At 51.3% G+C, this 17,875-nt stretch carries 15 protein-coding genes and 1 riboswitch; of the genes, 6 read left to right on the top strand and 9 right to left on the bottom strand.

Features of this window, described 5'->3' with window-relative positions; translation table 11 throughout:
• The first annotated feature begins 100 nt into the window (after positions 1–100).
• Positions 101–1,456 carry an SH3 domain-containing protein gene (locus tag T320_RS05665; protein ID WP_051608613.1) on the top strand — a complete coding sequence of 452 codons (1,356 nt, stop codon included), beginning with the start codon at positions 101–103 and terminating at the stop codon, positions 1,454–1,456.
• A gap of 73 nt (positions 1,457–1,529) precedes the next feature.
• Here T320_RS05665 and T320_RS05660 read toward each other — a convergent pair whose 3' ends face one another.
• From T320_RS05660 to T320_RS05630, 7 genes are all read right to left on the bottom strand, one after another.
• Positions 1,530–3,872 carry an FAD-dependent oxidoreductase gene (locus T320_RS05660; RefSeq protein ID WP_037353833.1) on the bottom strand — a complete coding sequence of 781 codons (2,343 nt, stop codon included), beginning with the start codon at positions 3,870–3,872 and terminating at the stop codon, positions 1,530–1,532.
• A 15-nt stretch (positions 3,873–3,887) separates the two neighbouring features.
• Positions 3,888–5,519, bottom strand: a complete 1,632-nt coding sequence (locus tag T320_RS05655; RefSeq protein ID WP_037353830.1) for a glutamate synthase-related protein — start codon at positions 5,517–5,519, stop codon at positions 3,888–3,890.
• Positions 5,507–6,613: a class II glutamine amidotransferase domain-containing protein gene (locus tag T320_RS05650; RefSeq protein WP_026759591.1), complete on the bottom strand. Its 1,107-nt coding sequence runs from the start codon at positions 6,611–6,613 to the stop codon at positions 5,507–5,509. Before T320_RS05650 ends, T320_RS05655 begins: the two co-directional genes overlap by 13 nt.
• A 406-nt stretch (positions 6,614–7,019) precedes the next feature.
• The gene (locus tag T320_RS05645) at positions 7,020–7,979 is read right to left on the bottom strand and encodes a M23 family metallopeptidase (RefSeq protein ID WP_037353827.1); all 960 of its coding nucleotides are present in this window, start codon (positions 7,977–7,979) and stop codon (positions 7,020–7,022) included.
• A 28-nt stretch (positions 7,980–8,007) separates the two neighbouring features.
• Positions 8,008–8,517: a DUF4446 family protein gene (locus tag T320_RS05640; RefSeq protein ID WP_037353824.1), complete on the bottom strand. Its 510-nt coding sequence runs from the start codon at positions 8,515–8,517 to the stop codon at positions 8,008–8,010.
• A gap of 24 nt (positions 8,518–8,541) precedes the next feature.
• A complete protein-coding gene (locus T320_RS05635) occupies positions 8,542–9,495 on the bottom strand; it encodes a ParB/RepB/Spo0J family partition protein (protein WP_037353821.1) in 954 nt (317 codons plus the stop codon).
• Positions 9,488–10,246, bottom strand: a complete 759-nt coding sequence (locus tag T320_RS05630) for a ParA family protein (RefSeq protein WP_026759595.1) — start codon at positions 10,244–10,246, stop codon at positions 9,488–9,490. Before T320_RS05630 ends, T320_RS05635 begins: the two co-directional genes overlap by 8 nt.
• Positions 10,247–10,461: 215 nt before the next feature.
• Between T320_RS05630 and T320_RS05625 the strand changes: the two genes are divergently transcribed.
• The 4 genes from T320_RS05625 (at position 10,462) to T320_RS05610 (ending at position 14,386) form a co-directional block, all read left to right on the top strand.
• Positions 10,462–11,136: a methionine synthase gene (locus tag T320_RS05625; protein ID WP_037353818.1), complete on the top strand. Its 675-nt coding sequence runs from the start codon at positions 10,462–10,464 to the stop codon at positions 11,134–11,136.
• Between the two features lie 24 nt (positions 11,137–11,160).
• Positions 11,161–13,539 (top strand): homocysteine S-methyltransferase family protein, encoded by a 2,379-nt coding sequence (locus T320_RS05620; protein WP_037353815.1) that lies wholly within the window; start codon positions 11,161–11,163, stop codon positions 13,537–13,539.
• Between the two features lie 194 nt (positions 13,540–13,733).
• Complete coding sequence (locus tag T320_RS05615; RefSeq protein ID WP_037353812.1) at positions 13,734–14,093, top strand: type II toxin-antitoxin system RelE/ParE family toxin; 360 nt, start codon at positions 13,734–13,736, stop codon at positions 14,091–14,093.
• Positions 14,090–14,386: a helix-turn-helix domain-containing protein gene (locus T320_RS05610; RefSeq protein ID WP_037353810.1), complete on the top strand. Its 297-nt coding sequence runs from the start codon at positions 14,090–14,092 to the stop codon at positions 14,384–14,386. The genes T320_RS05615 and T320_RS05610 overlap by 4 nt, the downstream gene beginning before the upstream one ends.
• Before the next feature lie 33 nt (positions 14,387–14,419).
• Here the strand turns inward: T320_RS05610 and T320_RS05605 are convergent, their stop codons facing one another.
• A complete protein-coding gene (locus T320_RS05605) occupies positions 14,420–14,911 on the bottom strand; it encodes a hypothetical protein (protein ID WP_156032754.1) in 492 nt (163 codons plus the stop codon).
• Between the two features lie 28 nt (positions 14,912–14,939).
• Positions 14,940–15,902 (bottom strand): 6-phosphofructokinase, encoded by a 963-nt coding sequence (gene pfkA, locus T320_RS05600; protein WP_026759598.1) that lies wholly within the window; start codon positions 15,900–15,902, stop codon positions 14,940–14,942.
• Positions 15,903–16,531: 629 nt separating this feature from the next.
• Positions 16,532–16,608: riboswitch (ZMP/ZTP riboswitch) on the top strand.
• Between the two features lie 43 nt (positions 16,609–16,651).
• Between pfkA and T320_RS05595 the strand changes: the two genes are divergently transcribed.
• A complete protein-coding gene (locus T320_RS05595; RefSeq protein ID WP_037353805.1) occupies positions 16,652–17,821 on the top strand; it encodes a phosphoribosylaminoimidazolecarboxamide formyltransferase in 1,170 nt (389 codons plus the stop codon).
• Positions 17,822–17,875: the final 54 nt, after the last annotated feature.

The following is a 17,875-nucleotide window of genomic DNA, read 5'->3' as shown; positions in this document are numbered from 1 at the left end:
TGCATATGTTTCACGTGAAACAAAACTTCAGTAGGATAATATCCACATCATGGCGAATATATAGGATAAACACTTATAAGCTAGGAAAGGAAGTCTCTCTATGAAAAGAAAAATTCTGACTGCTGTGAGCGGATGTTGCCTTGGACTTTGTGCCATGATGTTTTCACCACTTCCGACATTTGCTGCAGATACCATTGCCATTACCGACCAGCGCGCCACACCGTCATATTGGACAAAACATACCATCAATGGGGACAAAGTCTTGCTCACCCAGCAGGAAATCAGTACCCTCAATCGCACAATGCGGGAAAAAAGCAAAACTCTGGTGGATTTAGCAGCCTATAATATCCACCAGTCTGCTGCAGCGGTAAAAGAAATGATACTAGCCGCCCAACAGGATTACCGCGGTGAAGAAACACCTGGCGAGGCTTATGGTGCGAACGGCAAACAAGTTCCTACAGCGCACTTCAAACAAGTAAAGGCTAACTGTAATCTTGAAGGCTTAACGGGCAATATTACCGGAGAATATGCTTTGATTACAGAACGCACGAATATGCGTCTGCTGCCCACAGCTGACAATTACTTTGATGATGTGAACTGTCTCCACTACGACAATCTACAGACAACAGCACTCGACCCGGCAGAACCCGTGATTATCCTGCACAAGAGTAAAGATGGTGCCTTTGCCTTTTGTCAGGCTCGCCATTATACAGGCTGGGTAAGCCTTAGCGCTTTGGCCATCACAGACCGCAAACATTGGCAGCGTTATGTAAATTCCAAGGATTTTCTTGTCGTAACCGCCAATAAAAAGGTTGTCTCCGTAGGCGGCACCTGTACGGTACTGTTCCAAATGGGCAGCGTTATCCCGCTGGCCTCGAATAAACTGCAGGCGCATGACACCTGGCTGGCCTATGTTCCCGTAGAAGTAAATGGCGTCTTGAGCGAAGCAACGGTAAAAATTACGGATGATGACAGCGTCCACAAGGGTTTCCTCCCCTGCACTCCAAACAACTTTATCCGTCAGAGCATGAAATTCCTTGGTGACGAATATGGCTGGGGCGGTATGGACGACAGCGTGGATTGTTCCTCCTTTGTCGCTGACATCTACCGCAGCATGGGCATTGAACTTCCGCGCGATGCCGACCAGCAGGAACTGGCCATGTCCCAGAGCCTGAAATTCGACGGCCTCACCACAGCCCAACGTTTCGCCAAGGTAAAAGAAGCACCTGTCGGTGCACTTCTATTCAAACCCGGTCATGTGATGATGTACTTAGGTCAGGATGCGAAAGGAAATCCCCTCGTCATTCATTCGGCCAGCAGCTACTTCACCTTTGATAAAGGCCAGAAACAGAAACACTATATTCGCAAGGTACTCGTATCGGATTTGCACTATCAAAACGGCAAAGCCGTTGAAACCATCGACGGCCTGACCAGCGCAGGCTTTTGCGCTAAATAAACATAGCGAAAACAAAGAGGATTGCCCGCCATGAGCAATCCTCTTTTTGTTTCACGTGAAACAATATCTTATTTTAGGCTTTTGCACCTGTAGAATACATCTTAATCGGTTCCGGATTATCCTCTATGCTCCAGACACCACAAGGGCAGACACCGGCACAGATCCCGCAGCCGATGCACTTATCGGGGTCGGATACGTATTCCCAGCTGCCGTCCGCTTTTTCGATGCGGGTGATGGCTTTTTCCGGGCAGGATTCCAGACACATCTTACAGTCACGGCAGGTACCGCAGCTGACGCAGCGTGCATGGTCATCCACGGGGTCGCCGAGCAAGCAGTGATGGCATTTGTCAAAGTAAGCCTTGGAGAGTCTCCCCGCCGGAATCTGCTGCTTCTGCGGGAAAGGCTTAACCTCCTGCCCCATCACATACTGGTCAACGTAGTAAGCCGCTTTACGGCCGCTGCCGATGGCGTCCGTAAGTCTGCCCGGCTTGATGGTATCACCGGCTGTGAATACGCCCTTGGCAATGGACTGGTCAGCCTTCGGCACGAGCCAGCTCTTGCGGAAGAATTCAATGCCTTCGTCTTCGGGCAGGAAGTCGAGCACCGGCTCTTCACCGATGGACACGATAACCTGGTCGGCAGGAATGAAGGTACCGTCATTAGCATAGACACCTTCAGCCGTAATCTTATTGGTGAAGAACGGCCAGACGAGCTTGCCGCCCAAACCTTCTACATAGTCGATTTCCTCTTTGAACGCTGCCGGTTTCTGTACGTCCACCGCCACTACCGTTTCTGCGCCCATTTCATAAGCCCCACGGCAGGTATCCATACCGGAATTACCGGCACCGATAACGACCACATGCTTGCCGGTTTTCGGATGCTCACCACGATTGATGGCCTTGAGGTATTCAAGCCCCATAGTCAGCCGTTCCGCCCCCTCCCAGGGGAAGAAGCGGGATTTCGTACCGCCCGTTGCCACAACCACCGCATCATGTTCGCCGCGCAACTGGGCAAATTTATCTTTATCTACCTTGCAGGAGGATACGAATTTTACGCCGACGCTTTCAATGCGTTTGAGTTCGGCTTCCAGGAGTTCATGGGACAGTCGGCCGCGCGGAATAACCTGTTCCAGCTTGCCGCCGATATGTTCCGCTTCATCATAGACCGTTACGCTATGACCCTTACGCGCGAGCTGCCAAGCAACAGACAAACCGGCTACACCGCCGCCGATAACGGCGATTTTCTTGCCCGTCTGTACGGAAGGTTTTGCCACCGGCAGGAAAGCCGAACGATAGCCCAAAGCGCCAATCTGAATCGGCTCATCAATACCGCCACGGGTACAGCCATCCATACACGGGTTCGGACATACAGAACCGCAGACCGAACCAGGAAACGGCGTATAATCGAGTTCCAGCTGGAAAGCTTCATCGAGCTTGCCCTGACGAATCAAGTCAAAGCGGCGCTGGGTTGGAATGCCCGTTGGGCAGTTGAATTCACAGGGTGCCGCAAATTTGGCATTATCCCAGCTCGGTACACGCAGACGGTAAAGCCCCGTAGATAGCGTATTATGCACCGCAAAATCATCATGGGCAACGTCGGAGAATATACCGCCCTTAACCCATTCATTCATGCGGAAGGCCTGCATGGAAGGCTTGTTGTTGCCCTTGGCTGCCTTTTCTGCAAAGGTCAGCGGCGTGAGCTTCTGCCATTCCTGCCAGTTGGTAAGTTCGCCTTTGAGTTCACTGCGTTCGATATGGTTCAGGAAGTCATCCATACCGCCCTGCAGGAAAGCAATATCCTCATCATCAAGTGGCAGGCATTTGATATCCGCCGGGAAGTCATCGACATTGCCGCGGACATAAACAACACCGCCGACCATGCCGACACAGGCACGTTCGCCGAGTACAGACGCAAATTCTGCACTGTCATAACCGCAGACCACAGCACGGCCGCCGCCCATAAACTCAAAGGAGAAAGAACCTGTGTTCTTGAGAATCCAAAGCTCCGGTTCCTCATAGAGCGGGTCATGCTTCATCAGCGAACCCGTACGGGTACCGCTACGGCCGCCGATAAAGATTTTACCGCCTGAAGAGCAATGGCCGGCCGTATCACCGGCATCGCCCTTGACGGTGATGATACCGCCAGCATTAAGCCAGCCCACATCAGCAGAGGTTGCCCCCTCCACCACGATTTCCGTGCCCGGCAGACACATGGAGCCTGCGCGCTGACCGGCATTGGTGATATGGAAATGCAGCGTCTTGCCTTCCGGATGCCACAGAGGGCCACCAATATCATGCTGGCCGGAAGCCGCTACTTCAAATTCCGTTTCGCCCTGCCGTACAGCTTCTTCAATAGCCAGCAGCAGGTCCTGGGTGGACATACGGTCATGTCCCTTCATGGTATTAATCTTGAACATTACGCTATCCCCCTATTAACATACATACTGAATGCCGAGCTGGTCGGCCACGGCCTTGTCCGTGGATACCAGCGCATCGCTGCGACCGATAGGCAGCGAGCTGTTGCCGATAGGCGCCATGAGCTTTTTGAGCTCGGAGTCGAAGGCCAATACATAGTCCACAATCTTCTGCGCGCCCTTGTCGATATCCAGACGCTTCACGAGGCGCGGGTCCTGCGTGCAGATGCCCATGGGGCATTTGCCCGTATTACAGGAGTTGCAGCGGCCCTGCTCGTTGCCGACACAGCCCAGGAGCTGAATGAGTACCTTGCCGACGAACACGCCATTGGCGCCTAAGCACATCAGTTTGAAGGCATCCGCCGCCGCATTGCCGGTCATGCCGATACCGCCGCCGCCGTAGAGAGGAATCTGCCCCTGCAGGCCCTGCTTGACTGCGGCCAGATAGCAGTCACGAATCTTCGATACGACAGGATGGCCCGTATGGTCGAGGGAAACCTCGTTAGCTGCACCGGTACCGCCCTGAATGCCGTCGAGGAAGAAACCGCCGCAAATCTTATAGGGGTCACGCAGGAGGTTGTTGTACACGGATACGGAAGTAGCCGAAGCCGCGCACTTGATACCGACCGGCACACGGAAACCGAACGCTGCATTCATGGACAGGTGCATTTTCTGTACCGATTCTTCAATAGAATACAATCCCTGATGGTTCGGCGGCGAAGCAAGTGTTGCCTTCGGCACACCACGAATGGCCTGTACATGTTCCGCCACTTTCGCGCTGGGCAGGAGGCCGCCATCACCGGGTTTTGCCCCCTGACCGATTTTAATGAGAATACCTGCCGGGTCTGTAACCATATGCGGCATCGCCTTGATGATGCGGTTCCAGCCAAAATGACCGGACGCAATCTGGATAATGAAGTATTTGAGATAATCCGATTCCAAAAGTTTAACCGGCATACCGCCTTCACCGGAGCTCATGCGCACCGGCAGGCCGCATTTCTCATTGAGATAGCCGACAGCCAGAGCCACAGCTTCCCAAGCACGGGTGGACAGTGCACCGATGGACATATCGGAGAAAATCAACGGATAAATCCAATCCACAGGCGGCGTCTTGGCTTTTTGCACCAATTTGCCATCCTTGATTTCAAAGGGCAGGTCTTTAGCCGGCAGTACCCGCCCAAACGGAGCGCGGATATCGAAGGTATGGCGGGCAGCGTCCAAAGACGGGTCCGTCATCTGGGAGATGCGGCCCACCACAATGCTGTCCAGCGTACGCTGAGCGTTGAGGTTGGTACGGCCGCCCCGCTTGATGGGGCCGTTATCCTTCGAGAGCAGGGTCTTGCGGGTATCTGCATTGCGCACCGGACGGATGGCATTATTCGGGCAAATCTTTTCACACATGCCACAGCCACGGCAGAAATCCGTCAGGCTGGCCACCTGCTTGATGATTGGTCTGGCGATATGCGTATGTTTCGGTTCTGGCTGGCTGCCTTCCGATACCGTCAGCGACTGTTTCTGCACCTCTACCTTAATGGCCTTGAAGGAGCAGCCAGCCACGCAGCTGCCGCACATGGTACAGCGCTCTGCGTGATATTCGATTTTCCACGGCAGGTCATTGACGCCGATATCCTGTGTTTTTACTGCTTCCATCTCTGTACCTCCAGGTCATTGTCAATCACGACAATCTCACGTTCATTGGGATAAATATCCTGCGACTGGTCACGGTTCGGCATGATTTCATTGATACCGCAGACCTCCGAAGAAATCGCCACCATGTTTTCATCACGCCCCACCACTACCGGGCGCAGCTTCTTAGAATCACAGCAGGTAATCATGCGGCAGTCCGGCAACACGCCGATAACCGTATTCGGCCCGTTGATTTCCAAGTTGGCCAGGGACTGGCGAATAGCGACCAGCACATCCTTATCTTCACGCTGTTCGCATTCCTCAAAGGGCAGCGGCGTAATGACATGCTTATAATAGGTCAGCGGCCATTTGAGTTCATGGTGCACATAGTGCAGGGTATTTAGGAAGCACTGGGAATCGGATTCAAAACCGATATAGCCGCGGTGCAGGGAAGACTGAAATTCCTTGTTCTTCGTATAGAAGGTATTTTCGCCGTTAGCGCAGAGCGTATAACCCTGCAGGAAGAACGGATGTGCGGCATAGCGTACAATATCATAGTTGGTATTCTGACGGCACTGCGCCACGATGGATTTAGCCACGAGGCAGCCATTGTCATCCCAAAGATGGAAATAGGTAGCAATATCCGCAGGGTCGCCGATTTCCTTCAGCGTCAGCACATCCGGCCAGAAAGAATACACAAAACCGGCATTGTTCTCCGTGAGGATTTTGCGCAGAGCCAAACGCGTATCGAGCAGAAGATTTTCCTTTTCTTCCTTGGTCATATGCCCGGCTTCTTCCGGATAATCATAGTTGCGGAAGATATAGTAAGGCATAGCCTTGATATCGAGCCCCGGACGCTTGTCCGGCACCGGAATCCACTCGGCCAGCGGCACAAAGTTATGCGCATCCATATAGTCCTCGACCAACTGTGCGCCGCGCTGCGTGCAAGCCAGAGAAAGCAATGGCTTATCTTTATAATCGGAGAATATACCATAAAGATCCTGCATAACCATGGCAAAGCCCGAATTATCATGGCCTTCCTGCTGAGGCAGCATCAAATGCAAAGCCTTGGATGGCTGGATAGGCACCTTGCTCTTAATCGAACCAATTCTGCACATAACTGTCGCTCCTTTGCGAATGTATACAAAATATTATACCATTGTCCATACTTGATGTATTTTTATTACAACGTAATTTACATTATAAAAACTTTGTAAACCTGTGTCAATAACTCAAAAGCCGAATTTTATGCATTTATGATTGGCATAACCCCCAATAAAAAGCCGTGCTAAGCCTACATTTTTGTATATTTATTCATATTTATGTATTTTTTATAAAGCCGTATATTTACATTGTTACAGATTTGTTATACCAATGAAGGCAATAAAAAAGCCCTATGCAACAATGTGCATAGGACTTTCGATAATATAATGCATTTGTTATGTTATGTATTTTTTTACGGTATACAAGAATACAAAGGCTGTTTTTCTCCTCTGCTTCCCCATGTAAGTATACATAATACTTTTAATGGAGGTAAGCTGCAGGGTTCACGGCCTGCCCGTTAATCCGCACTTCATAATGAACATGAGGGCCAGTAGAAAAACCGGTACTGCCCATATAGGCGATGACCTGGCCGCGATGTACATACTGACCGGCAGTAACTGCTACCTGCATAGCATGGCCGTAACGGGTCATAATGCCATTGCCATGGTCAATATCCACCATGTTGCCGTAGCCGCCATCATTCCAGCCAGCTACTCGCACAACACCATCTGCCGTAGCAATGATGGGCGTGCCCATATCATTGGCAATGTCGATACCGGGATGGAAATCCGAGCCATTCCAGCGCAGGCCGTAAGGCGAGCTCACAACACCTCTAGCCGGCCAAATTGCCGGCGTAGTACCGCCCGGCAGGGATACGGCAGGAATCCCCAGTGCCTGCTGACGCTGGCTCAGTTCTTCCTTCAAGGCCGTAAGGGACTGACGGCGTACAGCCAATCCCTGCTCCACAATTGCCAGCGTATCGCTGACATTCTGCACGGTGGGCGTGCTTATAGGGCCGCCCTGCCCATTGTGGGTGGCAGGGTCACCCCCCTGTTCACCGCTGGCATTCTCCTGCTGATTTTCCTGCAGAGGCTGTGCACCGGACAGGCGCCGGATATCTTCTTCCAGCTTTTTCAGCTGATTCATTTCCTCCTGCAGGCTGTTGGCTTTTTTCGCGAGCTGCAGCAGTTGTTCCTGCTGAATACTGTTGACCTGGCGCAAATCCTCGATTTCAGCCGCACCATTGCGGTTAGCAAAAGTGCTGTACACCGCATAACTGAAAGCCCCAACAAAGAGCAGGGCACCAGCCAGCAGGGATACCACACCGTATTTTAACAGATTGATGGGCAGGCGGATGGTTCTTACATCACCGCCCTGGGGAGGGATAAATTTTATCGTATATTCCTCAGCAGTTTTGCTTATTTCTTTTTCTGCTGACATTAAAAGCCTTCCTTTCTAAGTACCTTTATTACTGGGCTTTGGCCATAGCTTCCTTCAGGGCCTGTTCTTCTTCCTGCGTCATGGGGTAGGAAGACTTACCATCCTCAATAGGCTTAGCATAGCTGCGGGAATCTTCCCGGCCAAAGATGCTGGACAATACCACACCGTTGTTATGCGCATCGAGCAGAGCTACAGCATAGCTCAAATCGCTGCCCATGTCCTCGAAGGCACGGAAACGCACCATGCCCACCCGGGTAACTGCCATATTCAAAAGTTCATCCATGCGGCGGTTTTCCGTATCCAAACGCTGGTTTTCTTCCACCACATGACGAACCTCGTCAATATGGCCCATCAACAGGCGTTCCAGATTATCCCCATCCACGCCATTCATCATCTTCCGATAGCGCTTCTTCATATAGCTGAGGCTCCATGCCTGCTTAATCATCACACACAGCATGATGAACATAATCACTGCCATAGCCACCACAATAAAAGGCATATTATCTGCCATAAACTTCATAAAATAGTTCATATTCATTCGAAACCAAAACTCCCTAATCGTTTATACCGTAAACTTCCCCGTCTGCGAAAACTGCCGCAAGGCATCCATCTTCGCCTGTTTCGTACTCTGCTGACGCTCCAGCATGGTTCCCATAATGCGTTCCAAATCTTCATTGGAGTAAAACTCAATTTCCAGCTTACTCTTTTTCTTCCCCGTCTGAATCCGCACCTGGGTGCCGAACATCTGCGTCAGCTTATCCACCGCATCCCGGATAAAAATATCCTGTTGCGGCTTTTCCTTCGCCGCATGCTCCCCACTCTGTTCATGAAGCAGTTCCGGATTTTCCAGCAGCTTCTTCACGAGCTGTTCGGACTGGCGGGCCGAAAGCTCCTTGCTCTGAATGTAATCTGCCGCCTCCAGCTGCAGCTCCTTATTCTCCAGTGCCAGCAATGGCTTAGCCTGCCCCATGGAAAGGCTGCCGTTAGCCACATAGGCCTGCACCTGTTCTGCCAGATTCAACAAGCGCAGGAAATTGGCAATATGGGAACGGCTGCGGCCGACTTTCTTGGCCACGGTTTCCTGCGTGAGCTTAAATTCCTTCATCAAGCGCTCATACGCCTTGGCTTCTTCCATGGCATTTAAGTTTTCCCGCTGAATGTTTTCGATCAGCGCAATCTGAGCAATTTCCTCATTGTTGAATTCCCGTACATCTACGGGCACTTCCTGCAGACCTGCCAGCTTAGCCGCCCGCAAGCGGCGTTCCCCGGCAATCAGCTCATAACTGCCCTCGGAGAGTTTGCGCACCAGCAAAGGCTGCAACACGCCGAATTCCTTTACGGATTCCTTTAGTTCCTCCAACGCGCTTTCATCAAACTCCATACGGGGCTGATAGCGGTTTGGCTTTATGGAAGCAATCGCTACCGACTGTGCTTTTTCCGCCTTCTCCGGCTCCACTTTGGCTTTCACCAAGCCAAAAGCGCCTAACCCTTTGCCCAAGCCACCTTTCTTAGCCACGGGCAATCACCTCTTTCGCAAGCTTCATATAAACCTCGGCGCCCTTGGATTTCTTGTCGTAATAAAGAATGGGCTGGCCAAAGGACGGCGCTTCGCTAAGGCGTACCGTGCGGGGAATCATGGTCTTGTACACCGCGGTATCGAAACTGTTGCGGACTTCATCCACCACCTGCTCCGCCAGTTTCGTGCGGGAATCGTACATGGTCATAACCACACCCTCTACGGCCAATTCAGCATTGAGGTTGCTGCGCACCAGCTCAATGGTTTTCATCAGCTGGGCCACACCTTCCAATGCGTAGAATTCACACTGAATGGGCATAATTACAGAATCTGCTGCTGCCAGCGAATTAAGGGTCAACAACCCCAAGGAAGGCGGGCAGTCAATCAGGATGTAATCGTAATTATCCCGCACCGCATCCAGAGCTTTTTTCAGCCGCGTTTCCCGGGAGATGGCAGCCACCAGCTCCACTTCTGCACCTGCCAGTTCAATATTAGCGGGCAGTATATCCACCTTAAATTCCGTCTTCTGAATAACTTCGCTGACGGGCACATTGTCAATCAATACATGATAAATGGTCTTATCCAATGCGGATTTTTCCACGCCAAAACCACTGCTGGCATTCCCCTGCGGGTCACAATCCACCAGCAGGACTTTTTTCTTCTTGGCCGCTATACAGGCAGCCAAATTTACCGACGTGGTGGTTTTGCCCACGCCGCCCTTTTGATTGGCAACTGCGATAATCTTTGCCAAAACTTTTCACCACTTTCTTTCACTGTGCGTTAAGTTACAGTAATGCTTGTATATTTCCCTTAAAATAAGTATAATTGTTACATTAAAGGTTTTATTTTGGACAGTTGTAATTATTACCCCATCCGAAAATAAGCATACCTATATAATAATATGAAATGCAAAAAAATGCTATTGTTTCACGTGAAACAGTAAAAAAAATTTAAGGTGGTGAGTTCATGCCTGTTTATAATGCGCCCCTGCTCTCCATAGATGCCAAGGAAACCCGCCGTTATGCGGGCCTGCAAAAAGCCGTTGACTTTGACGAAGAAAAAATCCTCGCCGCCTGCGAAGATGCCCGGCTTATGGCCGCCCCCAAAGGAATATGGGAAGTCTATGATTATGACTGTGAGAATCAGGTCATTAAGTCTGCCCCGCCCTGTACCATACAAGGAAAAAAAATAGGCCAGCATCTGGCTGGCTGTGAAAAGATTATCGCCCTGTCGGCAACCGTTGGCGAAGAAGTCGAAGAAGAAGTGACCCGCCGCTTCAATGCCGGTGAATACAGCACCGCGGTCATCATGGATGCAGCTGCTACCGCCGCTGTGGAACAGATTGCCGATGGCATGGAAAAAGCCCTGACACCCAAGATGGCCGCCCAAGGCTTTGCCATGAAGTGGCGGTTCAGCCCCGGTTATGGGGACTGGCCCTTGGAACAGCAGCCGGAGTTAATCCGTCTGGCCCATGCAGATAAAATTGGTGTCAGCCTCAGTGCCTCCCTAATGCTCATGCCCCGCAAGAGCATTACAGCGATTATCGGCCTCTACCGCAAACAAGCAGAAACTGCCCCCAGCCACAGTCCTCATGGTTGTGCAATGTGCAATAAGACCGACTGCCCCTCCCGTAAACAATAAATCTCCAGAACAGGAGCTGAATGTATGTGTAAAATCGAAATCTTTGATGGTGCCATGGGCACCATGCTGCAAGCCGGTGGCCTTCAGCCCGGAGCCTGCCCGGAACTCATGAATATCGAAAATCCGGATGTGGTAAAGAACATCCACAATGCCTATATAGAAGCGGGCGCCACCATTATCGAAACCAATACCTTTGGTGCCAGCCCATTAAAGCTCGAACACTATGGCTTAACAGACCGCATGGCAGAGCTCAACACGGCCGCTGTAAAAATCGCTAAGGCAGCCGCCAAGGGGCGGGCTAAAGTAGCCGGGTCCATGGGCCCCACAGGCCGTTTTATCGAGCCGCTGGGAGATTTGTCCTTTGACGAAGCCTACCAGAACTTCTACGACCAAGCAAAAGCCCTTGCGGAAGCCGGTGCCGATTTCCTCATTATCGAAACCTGTATCGACATTCAGGAAATGCGTGCCGCACTTCTGGCCGCCAAAGATGCCTGTGACATTCCGGTTATCTGTCAGCTCTCATACAGCGAGGACGGGCGCACCGTAACGGGTACTGACCCGCAATCGGCCGCGATTCTGCTCGACGCCATGGGCGCAGATATCATCGGTGTCAACTGTTCCCTTGGCCCGGAAGAACTGGTGCCCATCGTCAAAACGCTGGCCGAAAACTGCACCTGCCCCATCAGCGTCCTGCCCAACGCCGGTATGCCCTATCTGAAAGACGGACATACCGTATTTCCCATGGGGCCGGAGGACTTTGGTAAATGGGGCGTAAAACTCTTGGAAGCCGGTGCAAGCTATCTGGGCGGCTGCTGCGGTACTACACCGGAACATATCCGCGAGCTTGCCAAAGCCGTAAAGGATATGCCCCTGCCAGAACGCAGACTGCCGGCCAAAAAACTCTGGCTGACCAGCCGCAGCAAATCCGTCTGCATTGATAAGAGCCTGCCCACCCGCCTCATTGGCGAGCGCATCAATCCTACAGGCCGCAAGAAGCTGGCCGCCGAAATCCGGGACGGTTCGCTTTTAGGTGTCAAAAAAGAAGCCGTCAATCAGGTCAAAGCCGGTGCCCATCTGCTCGATGTAAATATGGGCGTTGGCGGCATTGACCAGGCTGCCGCTATGAAAAAGGCCGTCACTGAAATCGCCCAGCTTACTGATGCTCCGCTGGCTATTGACACCAGTGATGCAGAAGCCTTGGAAGCAGGCCTCAAAGCCTATCCGGGCCGTGCGCTCATCAACTCCGTCAGCTACGAACCGGAGCGCATCGCCCAGTTCCTGCCCTTGGCAAAAAAATACGGTGCCGCTATTCTCTGCCTGCCTATTACGCCGGACGGCGTACCTAAAACCGCCGAAGAACGTATCGCCGTCATGCACAAAATCATTGCGGCAGCTAAAGAAGCGGGCTTAGATGATGGCGACTTCCTGCTGGACGCTTTGGTCATGACCGTATCGGCAGATAAGAACGCCTGCTATGAAGTGCTGATTACCCTGCAGATGTATCGGGAAAGATTCGGCTATCCCACCACCATGGGCCTGTCCAATATCTCCTTTGGCCTGCCCAACCGCCCGCTGATTAACAGCACGTTCTTTGCCATGTGTCTGGCGGCAGGACTGGATGCTCCGATTATGAATCCCTATGACGAGTCCATGCAAAAGGCACTGATGGCCAGCGCCGCCCTGCTAGGTGATGACCCCAACGGCCTTGCCTACAGCAAGAACGAAGCCAATCTGGCCGTTCCGAAGGCTGCTGCCACGGCCAAGGTCACAGAACTTTCCCCGCTGGAAGCAATCAAACAGGCAGTCATTGACGGGGAAAAGGACGAAATCCCCCTATTGGTGGAAAACGCCCTCAAAGCTGGTATGGCTGCCAATACCATCACAGAACAGGCACTGACCGCCGCCATGACGGATATCGGCGTGGACTTTGGTGCAGGCCGTATGTTCCTGCCCCAGGTATTGCTATCCGCTGAAACCATGCGAGCCGCCTTCAACAAAATCAAGGAGTTGACCCCGGCCAGCACCGCCCCGGAACAGGGCACTGTCGTTATCGCCACGGTAAAGGGTGATGTTCACGATTTGGGCAAGAATATCACAGGCGCATTGCTTGCCAACAGTGGCTTCAAACTTATCGATTTGGGCAAGGATGTGGACAGCACCGATATCGTCAGAGCCGCAATCGAAAACAACGCCGATATTGTGGGCCTCTGCGCACTGATGACCACGACCATGGTACAGATTGACAAGGTTATCGAAGACCTCAAAGACGCAGGCTGCAATGCCAAAGTCATGGTCGGCGGTGCCGCCGTCACCCAGGAATATGCCGACAGCGCCGGAGCGGATGCCTATGCTCCGGATGGTGTAAAGGCTGTAGAACTAGCCAAAGAACTCGTAAAAAACTAAAATTACACTCCAAAAGCCGCTGATGACTTTCTGAGTCACCTGCGGCTTTCTTTATTTGCATATCCTCTGCCAAATATACCGCTGCAATATGTTATACTACAGGTCATATTATGTTCCCTGCTGAGAATATTAAACACAATACATTGATTTTTGATAACTAATATGTTATCATTTAGACAAAGAAAGGGTACATCATGCATAAAATTATTATTTACGCTGACCGAAAAGGTAACTCCCCATTGCTAGAATATATGGCAGAACTGGAGACCAACAATGGTAAAGACAGCAGAATCAAGCTAACCAAAATCCGCGAATATGTCAAGGCATTATCCCTCAACGGAACATATCTCCCCGAAAAATATGCCAAGCACCTTGACGGGGAAATATGGGAACTCCGGCCAATCAATGACCGTATCTTATTTGCCGGATGGGTTGACGGCGCATTTGTACTTCTCCACAGTTTCGTCAAAAAAAGTCAAAAAACCCCAAAGCGTGAAATTGAAAAGGCAAAACGAGAGCTTGCAGACTTCAAGGAGAGGGAGGGAAAATCATGAATTACACCAAAAGCGGCTTCCCTGTATGGGACGATGAATTTGACCAGGAACACTTTACCTCAGAAGAAATCGCAGAAAGCGACCTCCGGGCAAATCTCATAACGGCCATGATACAGGCCCGACAGGAAAAAGGACTCACCCAACGAGCTCTGGAAGAGTTGAGTGGGGTAAAACAACCACAAATAGCCCGCATGGAGCACGGGGACTCCAACCCACAACTGGATACTATGCTAAAGGTACTGGCAGCTATGGGCAAGACTTTGGCCATTGTTCCATTACGTGCACGAACTTAAGTAAAAGCCCGTCCCACAAAGGGATAGGGCTTTTTAGATTCTTAAATCAATCTCCTTCTCGTATTCCTTCATCCATTTCGCTCTCCGACGTTCTAAATATTTCTCCCTTTTAGCTCTTTCGCGCATAAGCTTATGAGCCTTTTTCTCCTCCTTAACGCGCCTATGTTTCTCAGCCCCCTGTTTGTCAGCTTCCGGAATCAAATCCTTAGGCAATCGGTAAACCGTAACCAGACTTTCTTCCTTTGTAAATATATGCATAGCTTGCGCATAGATTCTGCATACATGAGAAGTTCCGTTCTGTATAGCCTTTACCCGCATAAAATCCGCCAACGCTCCACGAACTTCCGAAGGCAGCAAACCATACTTGATGACGCGTTGCAAATATTCCTTGTCACTTTGCATACTTGTGGACAAACGGCGGCGCAATCTACGACTACCATGCTTCGTTAAGTTAGGCATCAATACACCTCCGTGTTCAACAAAAAGGCTGTAAAGTTCATTGCTCCCATGCAATAATTTCTTCACAGCCTCTATTATTTACTTCTTTAATGGATTAGAACAATACCTTTGCCAGATGTAAATATTCCGGGTCAAGCTGTTTCTTGTTGTTTACGGAGTCATGCAGGTCGATGGATACTACGCGGCCTTTGCTGAAACCGAATACTACATCAGACAGGCCGGAGATAAGGGCCAAAGCAGCCTGCTCGCCGAGCTGGCTGGCGCGCACGCGGTCGATAACCGTCGGCGAACCGCCACGCTGAATGTGACCGAGAACCGTCACTCGGGTATCGAGTTCTGTTTTCTTGGCAATGAAATCACCGATTTCCTGTGCATTGCCAGCACCTTCAGCTACAACTACGAGGATATAGCGCTTGCCTTCTGCATAAGCATTCTTCATGTCATCGCAAAGTTTATCCAAATCATAGGGTTCTTCCGGCACGAGAATGTATTCAGCACCACCGGAAATACCGGAAACAAGTGCCAGCCATCCCGAGCTGCGGCCCATTACTTCCATAACGATGACACGACGATGGGCCGAAGCCGTGTCACGTAACTTATTGATGGCATCAATGATGGTGTTGGCTGCCGTATCACAGCCAATGGTGTAGTCAGAACCCCAAACGTCATTGTCGATGGTGCCCGGCAGACCTACGATAGGAATGCCCGTTTCCTGAGACAGCAGAGAAGCACCGCGCAGAGAACCGTCACCGCCGATAACGCAGAGGCCCTGAATACCGCGGTCAACGAGGTGCTGATAGCCGAGCATACGGCCTTCCGGCGTCTTCCAGCGTTTGCAGCGAGCCGTGCCGAGGAACGTGCCACCGCGCTGAATGATATCGCCTACGTCTTTAGATTCCATTTCAAACATATTTTCTTCGAGCAGACCATGATAACCATCACGGATGCCCCAAACTTTTACACCTTCATAGAGCGCCGTGCGCACAACAGCACGGGCTGCCGCATTCATACCGGGGCTGTCGCCGCCGCTGGTCATGACTGCAATGCTTTTTAACATAATCGAAGTTCCCCCTTGAATTATAAGCAATCTGCGGTCATTTTTGCTGGCCGCAGGAAAAAACAAACCTCACTAATCCCTATCATACCATAAAAAGAAGAAATCTAACAGAAATTTTTTCAATGTCGCTTCAAGTTAATGCATTACTGGCGAAAGGGGAATACTTTTTTGTCTTCCGCGCAAATGTCTCGCATGATGTTGCCGTTTTCTTAGTATCTCGCGCCGGTCACCACGGCGCTGCTTTCAGCTTTACTTCCCGCTCTTTCGCTTGTGAGCAGCCTGCGGCAGTGCGCTCCATACAAAAAACAGCCCCCTTCTGCCAAGATACAAAGTTCCCGAAATAAGCCACGATGAAAAATCGTACCTAAAGAGCCACAAGTGCAACGAGGGGCGAGGGGATATGTTTTGCGGGCAGGAGCGACTGCCGTCAGGCTGGCCGGAAGCCGAAAATTTCTGGACACAACGCTGAAAGCCGCGACGTGGTAACCGGAGCATTTAGCTGGAAAGCGCGACTTAGCGAACCGGTCATTTAGCGACGCCCGCAAAACATATCCCCTCGCCCTGACCGCAGTTACTTAATTGAAAATGTCCTTGACAAGGGGATATATTTCGTGTTAAATTCGTTGTAGTTGATGCTGTGCGACTGACGGAAGTGGATAACCACAGGGAGCACAGGGAAGAAAAGCCGACCGTCTGGGTGAAAGCCTGGATTTGTGTCGGCTTTTTACGTTATATGGAGGAGATTTGCAATGACGGAAATGGAACTGAAATACGGCTGTAACCCCAATCAGAAACCGGCCAGAGTTTTCTGCGAAAAAGGTCTGCCCTTTACGGTGCTGAATGGCAAACCGGGGTATATCAACTTGCTTGATGCCTTTAACAGCTGGCAGCTTGTGCGTGAACTCAAAGAAGCCACCGGCCTGCCAGCCGCCGCATCCTTTAAACACGTCAGCCCGGCTGGTGCAGCTGTTGCCGTTCCCCTTTCCGAAGCTTTGCAAAAAGCTTATTTCGTCGAAGGCGTAGAACTCAGCCCTGTGGCTACCGCCTATATTCGCGCCCGCGGTGCTGACCGCATGTCTTCCTATGGCGATTTCGTGGCCCTGTCTGACGAATGCGATGCCCAGACAGCCAGCTTCCTGAAACGCGAAGTTTCCGACGGCATTATTGCCCCCTCCTACTCTGCCGAAGCTCTGGAAATCTTGAAATCCAAGCGCAAAGGCACGTACCTTGTCATTCAAATGGATACGAACTACCAGCCGGAACCTTTGGAACAGAAACAGGTCTTTGGCATTACCTTTGAACAGCAGCGCAATGATATAAAAATTACGCCTGACTGTCTGATGGAAATTCCCACGGTCAACAAGGAACTGCCGGAAAGCGCCAAGCGCGACCTCCTGATTTCTCTGATTACCCTGAAATACACCCAGTCCAATTCCGTCTGCTATGCCAAGGACGGTCAGGCCATCGGCATTGGCGCAGGGCAGCAGTCCCGCGTACATTGCACCCGCCTGGCCGGCAATAAGGCCGATATCTGGTATCTGCGCCAGTGCCCCAAGGTAATGAACCTGCCGTTCAAAGAAGAAGTTCGCCGCCCGGACAGGGACAATGCCATTGATGTATACGTTGGCGAAGAAAGCGAAGACCTCTTAACCGACGGCAACTGGGAACACCTGTTCACCGAAAAACCGGCACCGCTTACCCGAGAGGAAAAGAAAGCATGGCTCGCCACCCAAACAGGAGTAGCCCTTGGCTCGGATGCTTTCTTCCCCTTCGGCGATAATATCGAACGCGCCCGCAAGAGTGGTGTCAGCTACATCGCACAGGCAGGCGGCTCCATTCGTGACGACAATGTTATCGCCACCTGTGACAAGTACAATATGACCATGGCTATGACGCATATTCGCTTGTTCCATCATTAATTTGCTTACCCCGTTCTTACATACATACACACAGCAAAAATCGCTGGCGGCTCA

The sequence above is a fragment of the Selenomonas sp. FC4001 genome (assembly GCF_000701565.1).
Classification (GTDB): Bacteria; Bacillota; Negativicutes; order Selenomonadales; family Selenomonadaceae; genus Selenomonas_A; species Selenomonas_A ruminantium_B.
The sequence above is the reverse complement of the archived record's forward strand: the minus strand, read 5'-3'. Positions and strand labels throughout refer to the sequence as shown.